Genomic DNA, 10,653 nt, shown 5'->3' on the forward strand with positions numbered 1-10,653 from the left:
CGGCAGCGGGTGGCCGCCGGCCGGGCGGCGGGCTGCCGTCCAGGAGCCGGTGAGGACGGCCCACTCCCCGCTGGCCGGCCGGGCGTCGATGCCGGCCTTGCGCCCGGCGGTCATCCCCGCGGCCCACGCGGGCAGCGGGGCCTGGGCGCGGGCCGCGCCGCCGGGGGCGGAGCGGGCGTCGGCCAGCAGCCGGTGCAGGTGGCGGGCGTCCCCGGGCCGGTCCTCCGGGCGCTTGGCCAGCAGGTCCAGCACGATCCGCTCGAAGTACTCGGGCAGCTCGGGCCGGTGGTCACGGGGCGGCACGGGCGCGGTGTCGCGGTGGCCGACCAGCACGGACCAGGAGTCGCCCAGGTCGAACGGCGGGGCCCCGGTGGCGATCTCGTACAGGACGCAGCCCAGGGAGTAGAGGTCGCTGCGGTGGTCGACCTCTCCGCCCGCGATCTGCTCGGGCGACATGTAGTGCGGGGTGCCCATGGCCATGCCGCCGCCGGTCAGCTTCGCGGTGAAGCCGATGTCGGCGGCCAGCCGGGCGATGCCGAAGTCGCAGATCTTCACCGTGCCGTCGGTGAGCCGCATGATGTTGGCGGGCTTCAGGTCGCGGTGGACGACGCCCTGGTCGTGGGTGTAGCCGAGGGCGGCGGCCATCTGCTCGGCGATGTCGAGGACCACGTCGACGGGGAGGGGGCGCGCCTCGTTCTCCTCCATCAGCTGGCTGAGGTTCTGGCCGTCGAGGAGTTCCATGACCAGGTAGAGGGGGCCGCCGGCGGCGCTGTCGTCGCCGAAGTCGTGCACGACGGTGACGCCCCGGTGCTGGAGGGAGGCGGCCACGCGCGCCTCGCGCCGGAAACGCTCGCGCAGCACCTGGGTGAAGTGGGCGTCGTGTTCGGCGCCGACCGGCTTGAGGCACTTCACGGCCACCTGCCGGCCCAGCGACTCGTCACGGGCGCGCCACACCTCGCCCATGCCGCCGCGCCCGATCAGATCGAGCGACCGGTACCGGCCCTGGATCAGTCTGGACCGGCCCTGGATCAGTCTGGACTCCGCCATGTCTTGAAGCCGCCCCCGTCATCGTGCCCGTCGTCGTATCGCGCCCTCCCCAGCCGGTCCAGTATGGCCGCTGACTTACGCAGTGTGTACGCGGAGGGGCGGCTCCCGGGGCCCAGTCGGCGCATCGCTCTCAAGATGTGACCTGGAGGCAGCTGCCAGCGTAGACCTGCGGGAATGGTGCGCAGCACGCGGCCCGTGAGACGCAGGCGCCGAGTGACCGTGCGTGCGGGTGGTGCGGGACGGCCGTACAGCCGGTGCGCCCAGCCGGGGAGGCTGCCGTAGGCGAGTCCGGCGAGCGGACGCCACAACAGGTTTCGGCCAGGAACAAGCAGCGGGGGAACGGGCGGTGAGCGCAGGAAGGCGTCCACGGCCCGGGCGTCCGCCCCGGCGGCGAGCCGGGGGCGGACCGTCTCGAAGTACGCGGCCAGCTGCGCCGTGTCGGCGGGTGCGACGGCCGGGTCGAGGCCGACGAGGCGGGCGTTGACGCGGTTCTCGTCCACATACCGGTCGGCCTGGGCGGGAGTGAGCGGTACGCCGGACCCGCGGAGTATGTGCAGGAAGCTGTCGATCTGGGCGCAGTGCACCCACAGGAGGAGTTCGGGGTCGTCGACGCGGAACCGCTCGCCGGTGTCCGGGTCGGTGGCGGACAGCCGGCGGTGGAGGGCGCGCACATGGGCTCCGGCCCGCTCGGCGGCCCCGGTGGTGCCGTAGGTGAGGGTGCCGACGAAGTCGGCGGTGCGCAGCAGCCGCCCCCACGCGTCCTCGGCGAAGGCGGAGTTCTCCATGACCCCGCGGACGGCACGCGGGTGGAGGGCCTGGAGGTAGAGCGCGCGGACCCCGGCGATCCACATGACCGGGTCGCCGTGGCAGTGCCAGGTGACGGACCCGGGTCCGTACAGTCCCGGGTCGGCGCCCTCGTACGGAGTTCCGCTCATCGCCCGCCTCCCGCGGTCGAGCCTACCCAGCCGGGCGCGGGTCCCACCGCCCCCGCCACGGCGCGGCGCGAAACCGCCGGGTGGCGGCGCGCACCGGTGTCAGCGGTCCGTCAGGACCGGGCCCGCCGGCGTCAAGGTCCCGTCATGGGCCGTCGCCGCTGCCCCGGCCCCGGGGATAGCTTCGGTGGCACGCCCCGGACCGCCTCCCCGCAGCCCGGGGCACCCTGCCCGTTCGTCATCCGTGGTTCCCCCGGGAGGACCCCATGTGCCTGTTCACGTACGAAGACGACCCCGAGCCCGAGGAACGCGTCCCGGCCGGACCCCTGTACGTCCCGGTCCGGCCGGGTACGGGTACGGGTACCGGGCAGGTGGTGGTGCGGCTGTTCCGTACCCCGCTGGGTGCCCGTACCGCTGTCGGATTCACCCGGGCGGAGCGGCTCGCCGCCGTGCTCGCGTGCTCGGCGCGGGGCACCCGTGGATCCGGCTCTCGGAGTCGGCGCTGCGCGCGCTGGCCGAGCCGCTGGGGGCGGCGTCGCTGACCGTGGACCCGTCCCTGACCGCCCCGGCGGCCGCACCGGTGGGGGCCGGCACGGGGGCGGCCGCCGTCCCGGGCGTACCGGCTGCCGCGTCCCCCGGGGTGTCCGCCCGGGCCGCCCGGGCCGTCTGAGGGGGCCGGGACCGTCATGACCGTCGACGTGCTCTCCGAGGTCGCGGCAGGCACCGGCGACCTCTCCGTGTGGCCCGCCTCCACGGCCCGGCTCCCGCACGGCGGCCTGGCCGTCGGCGGGGTGTCGCTGGCGGAGGTCGCCCAGCGGTTCGACACCCCCGTCTACGTCCTGGACGAGGGCGAGGTGCGGGGCCGCTGCCGCACCTACCGGGACGCCTTCCCCGACGCCGAGGTGCTGTACGCCGCCAAGGCGTTCCTCTCCCGCGCGATGGCGCGCTGGGTGCGGGAGGAGGGGCTCGGCCTGGACGTGTGCTCCGCCGGTGAGCTGGAGCTGGCCGTCACCTCGGGGTTCCCGCCCGAGCGGATCGTGCTGCACGGCAACGCCAAGTCACCCCGGGACATCTCCGCCGCGCTGCGGCTCGGGGTGGGCCGGATCGTCATCGACAGCTCCTCCGAGATCGCCCGTATCGCGGCGGCCGTGGGTCCGGAGGGGCGCCAGCGGGTGCTCGTGCGGGTCGTGCCGGGGGTGGCGGCGGGCGGCCACGAGAAGGTCCGTACCGGTACGGAGGGCCAGAAGTTCGGGCTGTCCGCCGCCGACGGGAGCGCCCAGGAGGCCGTGGCCCGGATCCTGGCCCAGCCCCGGCTCGAACTCGCCGGGCTGCACTGTCACATCGGCTCCCAGATCACCACGGTGGACGCGTACCTGGTGGCCCTGGGCCGCATGGTGGAGCTGATGGCCGCCGTGCACGAGGTGCACGGGGCGGTGCTGCCCGAGCTGGACCTGGGCGGCGGGCACGGCATCGCCTACCGGCCCGGCGAGCCCGCCCTGGACCTCACCGCCCTGGCGCGGGAGCTGCGCACCGCCCTGGCGGACCGCTGCGCGGCCGTCGGCCTGCCGCTCCCCCGGCTGACGGTGGAGCCGGGGCGGGCCATCGCCGGGCCGGCGGGGGTGGCCCTGTACCGGGTGCTCGCCGTCAAGCGCTCCGGCGGGAAGCTGTTCGTGGCGGTGGACGGCGGGATGAGCGACAACCCGCGGCCGGCCCTGTACGGGGTGCGCTACGCGCCCCGGCTGGTGGGCCGGGCCTCCACGGCGGGCTGCCGTACGGCCACGGTCGTCGGCCGGCACTGCGAGGCGGGCGACGTCCTGGCGGTCGACGCCGAGCTGCCGGGGGACGTCCACCCGGGCGACCTGCTGGCCGTCCCGGTGGCCGGCGCCTACCAGCTGTCCATGGCCTCCGGCTACAACATGGTCGGCCGGCCGCCGGTGGTCGCCGTCCACGAGGGCGCGGCGCGGGTACTGGTCAGGCGCGAGACCCTGGATGACTTCCGCAGCCGGGACATCGGCGGCTGAGCCGTCCGGACCCGTACGCCCCGGCTCTGCGGGCCCCTTCGCCGGGGGGCCCGCGGGGCCGGGGCCCGTTGCGCGGTCCGCTCGAACACACGGAAGCCGCCCGGTCCCGGTATCCCCACACCGGGAGCCGGACGGCTCCTGTGACGTGCGACGGGTGCGCAGGCGCTCGGTCGTCTCGATCCGGGCCCCCCACGGGCCGGATACCGCACCCTCTGGCGGGGTTCTGCGCCCCGCCGTAGGCCGTACGCCGCGGAACTGCCATTCCGCTCCGTCGCCCCTCCAGTCTGGTGCCGTCCCGGACGTCCCCCTGACACCCTTGACGTGTTCCTTCCGTTTGTTCACCGATCCTTGACGCGCCCTTGATCTCCCCGTCGGACTCGGTATCGAACGAGGCCCCGGTTCGAGCCTGCCAGGGATGCTCGCGCCGGGACCTGCACCCCGCCGCGCCGGCCGCCCTTCAGCGGGGTTGACGGCTTGTCAGGGAAGTACCGGGCAGCGCTGATCGAGTATGCGAGGGTGGGGAAATGACGTTCGAATTCGAAGCGGAATGGGCCCGGGCGAAGGGGGAGGCCGCCATGCGCCTCGCCTCGGCCGGACCGCTGCCCGCGCCCACTCCCCAGCCGAGCCCCTCCGCGTCGCCGCACGCCGCGGACGCCGACCTCGGCCTCGTCCACGACCCCGTGCGCTCCAAGGCGTCCGCCATGCGTACGGCGAACGCCGAGGCCCGCGGCAAGTCCACCCTCGACGACGCCGAGGCCGTGGGCCGCGTCCACTCCGGATGGGCGGCCGGGCCGGCGAGCAACGACTGCGTGGGCGCCTGGCAGCGCAGGCTCCGGGAGCTCGCGGACCTGGTCGACGGCGCGGCCGACGCGCTGACCAAGGGCGCGAACGCCATCACCGGCGAGGACGCGGCGATCGGCGCCTCGCTGCGCGCGGCCGGCGGCGTGCTGGGGGACGCCTGATGGTCTCCGTATCCGAGCTGAAGCAGGCCGACCCGGGCAAGTGGCGCGCCGCGGCCGACGACGCGGTGGCCGTGGCCAAGCAGTGCGACGGCCTCGCCACCCACGCCCGCGAGGACGTGGCCCGCACGGTGAACCGCTGCTGGGTCGGCGAGTCGGGCCGGGCCGCCACGGAACGCTTCGTGAAGCACGCCGACGACTACGAGACCTCCGCGGTGGCCCTGCGGGCGATGGCCAAGGTCTACGACGACCTCGCGGACGCGATCACGGCGGCGCAGCGGGACCTCAACAGCGCCCTGGACTACGCCCGCACGCACGACCTGAAGGTCGAGGAAAGCGGCCGGGTCCAGCTGTCCCACCCGGTCATGGCGCCTCCGGGCAGCACCGAGCACCTCGAACCGGCGAACCACGCACAGGGGATCATCGTCGAGGCCCTCCGCCAGGCGGCCCAGGCCGACACGGAAGCGGCACGCGCCCTGCGCACCATCGAGGGTCTCACCGCGATCTCGGACCCGAAGCTGGCCAAGGAGGCCCTGACCCCCGGCTCCCCGCTCGCCATCGCCCTCGCCCTGTCCGGCGGCGTCGACGGCCTGCACCCGATCAACGTCTCCCCGGCGCAGTTCGCGGCGGTGAACCGGGCGTCGGCCGAGACGGGCATCAGCCGGAAGCTGCTGCTGGCGATCCTGTGGCAGGAACAGCAGTGGTACCAGAACTTCAGCCCCGGCCTCACTGGCCCGCTGCCCGTGGGCGGCAGGGTCTTCGACTGGACGTTGCAGCAGACCATCAAGCCGGACAAGTCCCTCGGCATCACGCACATGAAGCCGGAGACGGCACGGGATGTGATGCATCGGAACCAGACGGCCTTCACCCTGCCGGACGGCACCTTCCTCGGTGATCTCGGAGACGCGGAACTGACCAAGTACATCGAGGAAAATCCCAACGAGGACATTCGGCTGAGTGCGTATCACCTCAGCGACCTGGAACGGAATCGCTACGGGGCGAGGACCGACAAACAGCTCTTCACGCTGTACGCGGCGGACACCCCTGAGGTGCGGGAGCTGAACGAGCGGTACGGCGACGAGTCGAGCAGTCGCGGTGGCGACATCAGGACTCGGGGTGAGCACTGGGACAAGGTGGAGCCGCACCTCGACGACGCGATGGCCTGGTACGCGCTCACGGACGAACAACGGGCCACCGCCATGCGCCAGCTCGAATCGCAGACCCCGGCCGGACACCACGTCTCCATCGACCCGATCTACCATGAGGGCGGCGGGCCGAGCACCGGCACGGGCACCGGTCCGGCGGAACCCGGCACCCCCTCCCCCGGCCCGGGACCGGCCCCGCAGCCGCCGAGGAGCCACTGACCCATGGGCACACGGAAGTCCATCCTGCTGTTGACCTTGCTGCTGACGCTGAGCGGCTGCGGTCTCGTCGGTGGCGACCGGGGGCCACGCCCCCGGACACCGATGCCGAGCCAGGTGCCGACGGGTCCTGTGTACGCGTCGGTCGATGACGTGATCACGGCCCTCGGGAGGGGCGGGTTCGACTGCAAGGTGACCCTGCGGAACGAGAACAAGTTCGGCTCGGACGCCACGTGCGAGGTTCAGCACCGCCAGACGACCGTCTACAACAAGATCTCGGTGCTGAGCACATCCCGGTTCAGCCGGGATGAGGTCGGAGATTCGATCGCGACGGGGCGCCGGGCGTACGGGCAGACCTTCGTCGCCGCCGGCAACTGGTTCATCTGGGTGTCGCCCAGCGTCTACGCCCACGACATGGCCGCCGCCCTGCCCGGCTCCGTGGTCCTGGAACCCCTGCCACTGAAGGAAAAGTAGACGGTCCGTCAGCGGCGGACCCTTGGCATGCCCAGGCCGATCCAGGAGATGATCTCGCGCTGGATCTCGTTGTTGCCGCCGCCGAAGGTGAAGATCACGGCGCTGCGGTAGCCGCGTTCGAGTTCGCCGTGGAGGACCGCGCCCGCCGAGCCGTCCTTGAGGGCGCCCGCCGCGCCGACCACCTCCATCAGCCAGGCGTACGCGTCGCGGCGGGCCTCGGAGCCGTAGACCTTGACGGCGGAGGCGTCCTGGGGGGTGAGGGTGCCGGACTGGACGGCGTTCACCATCTGCCAGTTGAGGAGCTTCATCGCGTCCAGCCGGGCGTGGGTGCGGGCCAGCCGGGCGCGCACCCACGCCAGGTCGATGACGCGTCGGCCGTCGGCGAGCTTGGTCTCCGCGGCCCAGCGCTGGACGTCGTGGAGGGCGCGGATGGCCATCGTGCCGTGGGCGGCGAGGGTGACGCGCTCGTGGTTGAGCTGGTTGGTGATCAGGCGCCAGCCCTTGTTCTCCTGGCCGACGCGGCGGCTCGCGGGGACGCGGATGTCCTCGTAGTAGCTGGCGGTGGTGTCGTGCGAGGCGAGGGTGTTGATGAGGGTGCAGGAGTAGCCGGGGTCGGAGGTCGGGACCAGGAGCATCGTGATGCCCTTGTGCGCGGGGGCGTCCGGATCGGTGCGGACGGCGAGCCACACCCAGTCGGCGGTGTCGCCGTTGGTGGTCCAGATCTTCTGGCCGTTGACCACGTACGTACCGGTCTCCTCGTCGCCCTCGCGGACGGCCTTGCACGTGAGGGCGGCGAGGTCGGTGCCGGCGCCGGGCTCGCTGTAGCCGATGGCGAAGTCGATCTCGCCGGAGAGGATCCTCGGGAGGAAGTACGCCTTCTGCTCGTCGGTGCCGAACTGCATCAGGGTCGGGCCGACCGTGTTGAGCGCCATCAGCGGCAGCGGGACGACGGCCTGCGCGGCCTCGTCGAAGAAGATGAACTGGTCCATGGGCGACATGCCGCGGCCGCCGTACTCCTTCGGCCAGCCGACGCCGAGCCAGCCGTCCGCGCCGAGGCGGCGGATGGTCTCGCGGTAGAAGCGCTTCTGCGCGGCCGGGTCCTCGTAGCGGGCGTAGACGTCCTGGGGGACGAGCTCGGCGAAGTAGGCACGCAGTTCGGCGCGCAACTGCTGCTGCTCGGGCGTGTATTCGAGGTGCACGGCCCCTCCGGGATCCTCGCGGTCCAGCCGGTCGCTGCGAACGGCGGCGGTCAGAGTAGAACCCGTTACAGGAATAGGGAAGGGGGGTGGAGGGACGGGGGAACCCCCTCGGCGAAGGCGCGCGCGGACGCCCGGCCGGAGCCGGGCGTCGGACTTCCCCTGTGGGCGCGTCAGTTCAGTACGGCGATCATGGCCTCGGCCGTCGCCGCCATCGCCGTCCGCGCGGCGGTGAGGTAGGGGCGGGGGTCGGCCCCGGTCAGGTGGGTGCGGATGGCCTCCGTCATGGCCACGTTGAGCGCGGTGCCGATGTTGACCTTGCGGATGCCCCCGGCGACCGCCGCGGCGAGTTCCGCGTCCGGCAGCCCGGAGGAGCCGTGCAGCACCAGCGGTACGTCCACCGTCTTGGCCAGCCGCGCCAGCAGCGCGTGGTCGAGGGAGGCGGTCCTGCTGGTCATGGCGTGCGTACTGCCGATGGCCACGGCCAGGGCGTCCACCCCGGAGTCGGCGACGAAGCGCCGCGCCTCGTCCGGGTCGGTACGGGCGCCCGGCGCGTGCGGGTCCAGCGGGGCGGCCCCGTTCTTCCCGCCGACCTCGCCCAGCTCCGCCTCGATCCACAGCCCGTTCGCGTGCGCCCAGTCGGCGGCGGACCGGGTGGCCTCCAGGTTCTCGGCGTAGGGCAGGTGCGCCGCGTCGTACATCACGGACCCGAACCCGGCGTCCGCTGCCTGCCGCAGCAGGTCGGGGCTCTTGACGTGGTCGAGGTGCAGCCCGACGGGCACCCGGGCGGCCTCGGCGCAGGCGGCGGCGGCCCGGCTGATGGGCAGCAGCGCGCCGCCGCGGAACTTCACCGCGTTCTCGCTGAGTTGGAGGATCACGGGCGTACCGGCCCGCTCCGCCCCCTCGACCACGGCTTCGGCGTGCTCCAGGGTGATCACGTTGAAGGCGGCGACGGCCCGGCCCGCGGCGGCCGCCTCCGCGACGAGGACCCCGGCGGGGGCGAGGCTCATCGGACCGCCCCCTCGGCGCCGGTGAGGATCACCGAGCGGGTGAGGTTGCGGGGCGCGTCCGGGTCCAGCCCCCGCACCGCGGCCACCGCCACGGCCAGCCGGTGCACCCTCACCAGCTCGGCGAGCGGGTCGAGCCCGCCGTCCACCCACTCGGCGCCCGTGCCCAGCACCTGCTCGGCGATGCCCTCCGGGGTGCCGCCCAGCGACCAGGTCACCGAGCCGGGGCCGGTGACGCTGACCGGGCCGTGCCGGTACTCCATTGCCGGGTAGGCCTCGGCCCACGACAGCGAGGCCTCGCGCATCTTCAGGGCGGCCTCGTGGGCCAGGCCCACGCTCCACCCCCGCCCGAGGAAGGTGAACTGCCCCCGCGCCTCCAGCCCGGCGGGCAGGGGCCCGGCCAGCGCGGCCCGTCCGTCGGCGACCACGTCCGGGGTGTGCGCGCCCACGTGGGCCCGGAGCAGGGTGAGGGCGGTGGTGGCGAAGCGGGTCTGGACGACGGACCGCTCGTCGGCGAAGTCCAGCACGACCAGTTCCCCGGCGAGGCCGGCCACCGGCGTGTCCGGGTCGCCGACGACCGCGGTGGCCGGGATCCCCGCCTCCCGCAGTCCGGACAGCAGGTCCAGCACCTCGGTGGTGGTCCCGGACCGGGTCAGCGCCACCACCCGGTCGTAGCGGCGGTGGCGGGGGAACTCCGAGGCGGGGAAGGCGTCGGTCTCCCCCTGCCCGGCCTCCTCGCGCAGGGCGGCGGCCGCCTGGGCCATGTAGTACGAGGTCCCGCACCCCACGATCGCGGTACGCTCCCCCGGCTTCGGCAGCACCGCCCGGTGGGCCGGGGCCAGTTCGGCCGCCCGTTCCCAGCTCTCGGGCTGCGTGGCCAACTCGTACGCGACGTGACTCATGCGGGCTCCCTGCGCGTTGGATGCGTCATCCTGGCGGTTCCTGCGTGCTGTTGCTACGTGCCGTGTTGCGTGTTCCTGCAAGGTAGCGGGCTGTTTCGCGCAACTTCAAGCATCGACGGGATGTTCGCCTCGGCTAGTGTCGACGGCGGGTCCGGGGAAGAGGACCGGGGACGAAACGGGAGGGGCGCCATGACCCGCACGGAACGCTGGCAGAGACTGCTGGACCTGCTGGTGGAGCGGGACGGGCTGGAGGTGGAACCCGCCGCCGAGGCGCTCGGTGTGTCCGCCGCCACCATCCGCCGCGACCTCGACCAGCTGGCGGAACAGCAGCTGCTGGTGCGCACCCGAGGCGGGGCGGTGCCGCACGGGGTCTCGTACGAACTCCCCCTGCGCTACCGGACCTCGCGCCGGGCAGCCGAGAAGCGGCGGATCAGCGAGGCCGTCGCGGCGCTGATCACACCGGGCGAGGTGGTCGGTCTGACGGGCGGCACCACCACGACGGAAGTGGCCCGCGCCCTCGCGGCCCGCCCGGACCTGGCCGCCGGCTCCCCCGCGCTCACGGTGGTCACCAACGCCCTCAACATCGCGGGCGAACTGGTGATCCGGCCCCAGTTCAAGATCGTGCTGACGGGCGGGGTGGCCCGCCCGCAGTCGTACGAACTCACCGGCCCTCTGGCCCAGCAGACGCTCGGTCAGCTCACCGTGGACACGGCGGTCGTCGGCGTCGACGCCTTCGACCCGGCGGACGGCGCGG

General features: G+C 73.7%; 11 protein-coding genes. 6 read left to right on the forward strand and 5 right to left on the reverse strand.

Translation table 11 applies throughout. From position 1 onward, the window contains the following. Together VR44_RS25645 and VR44_RS25650 are read right to left on the reverse strand one after the other, a co-directional pair. The coding region (locus VR44_RS25645) for a serine/threonine-protein kinase (RefSeq protein ID WP_245692202.1) at nt 1-1,047 on the reverse strand (1,047 nt) is incomplete at its 3' end. Then, the gene (locus VR44_RS25650; protein WP_045949963.1) at nt 1,029-1,982 is read right to left on the reverse strand and encodes an oxygenase MpaB family protein; all 954 of its coding nucleotides are present in this window, start codon (nt 1,980-1,982) and stop codon (nt 1,029-1,031) included. The genes VR44_RS25650 and VR44_RS25645, both read right to left, overlap by 19 nt. Before the next feature lie 454 nt (nt 1,983-2,436). Here VR44_RS25650 and VR44_RS49215 point away from each other — a divergent pair, with 454 nt between their 5' ends. From VR44_RS49215 to VR44_RS25675, 5 genes are all read left to right on the forward strand, one after another. Then, nucleotides 2,437-2,649, forward strand: coding sequence for an SAV_915 family protein (locus VR44_RS49215; protein WP_425424535.1), 213 nt, complete (start codon nt 2,437-2,439; stop codon nt 2,647-2,649). 16 nt (nt 2,650-2,665) lie between these two features. Next, entirely contained in the window at nt 2,666-4,000 is a 1,335-nt protein-coding gene (gene lysA, locus VR44_RS25660) for a diaminopimelate decarboxylase (protein ID WP_045949964.1), read from the forward strand. Between the two features lie 524 nt (nt 4,001-4,524). Continuing rightward, a complete protein-coding gene (locus VR44_RS25665; RefSeq protein ID WP_045949965.1) occupies nt 4,525-4,962 on the forward strand; it encodes a hypothetical protein in 438 nt (145 codons plus the stop codon). Beyond that, on the forward strand, nt 4,962-6,323 hold the full coding sequence (locus VR44_RS25670) for a hypothetical protein (protein WP_045949966.1): 1,362 nt from the start codon (nt 4,962-4,964) through the stop codon (nt 6,321-6,323). Before VR44_RS25665 ends, VR44_RS25670 begins: the two co-directional genes overlap by 1 nt. 3 nt (nt 6,324-6,326) lie before the next feature. Further along, a complete protein-coding gene (locus VR44_RS25675) occupies nt 6,327-6,794 on the forward strand; it encodes a hypothetical protein (RefSeq protein WP_245692204.1) in 468 nt (155 codons plus the stop codon). Between the two features lie 8 nt (nt 6,795-6,802). On the opposite strand, the gene VR44_RS25680 is transcribed toward VR44_RS25675, so the two are convergent. From VR44_RS25680 to VR44_RS25690, 3 genes are all read right to left on the reverse strand, one after another. Continuing rightward, nucleotides 6,803-7,993 carry an acyl-CoA dehydrogenase family protein gene (locus tag VR44_RS25680; RefSeq protein ID WP_045949968.1) on the reverse strand — a complete coding sequence of 397 codons (1,191 nt, stop codon included), beginning with the start codon at nt 7,991-7,993 and terminating at the stop codon, nt 6,803-6,805. 170 nt (nt 7,994-8,163) lie between these two features. Then, complete coding sequence (locus VR44_RS25685; RefSeq protein WP_045949969.1) at nt 8,164-9,000, reverse strand: class II fructose-bisphosphate aldolase; 837 nt, start codon at nt 8,998-9,000, stop codon at nt 8,164-8,166. Beyond that, on the reverse strand, nt 8,997-9,899 hold the full coding sequence (locus VR44_RS25690) for an SIS domain-containing protein (protein WP_045949970.1): 903 nt from the start codon (nt 9,897-9,899) through the stop codon (nt 8,997-8,999). Before VR44_RS25690 ends, VR44_RS25685 begins: the two co-directional genes overlap by 4 nt. A 189-nt stretch (nt 9,900-10,088) precedes the next feature. Between VR44_RS25690 and VR44_RS25695 the strand changes: the two genes are divergently transcribed. Continuing rightward, nucleotides 10,089-10,653, forward strand: a 565-nt coding sequence (locus tag VR44_RS25695) for a DeoR/GlpR family DNA-binding transcription regulator (RefSeq protein WP_045949971.1), incomplete at its 3' end; no start/stop codon positions are given.

It is taken from the genome of Streptomyces katrae, from assembly GCF_000966975.1.
Taxonomy (GTDB): Bacteria; Actinomycetota; Actinomycetes; order Streptomycetales; family Streptomycetaceae; genus Streptomyces; species Streptomyces katrae.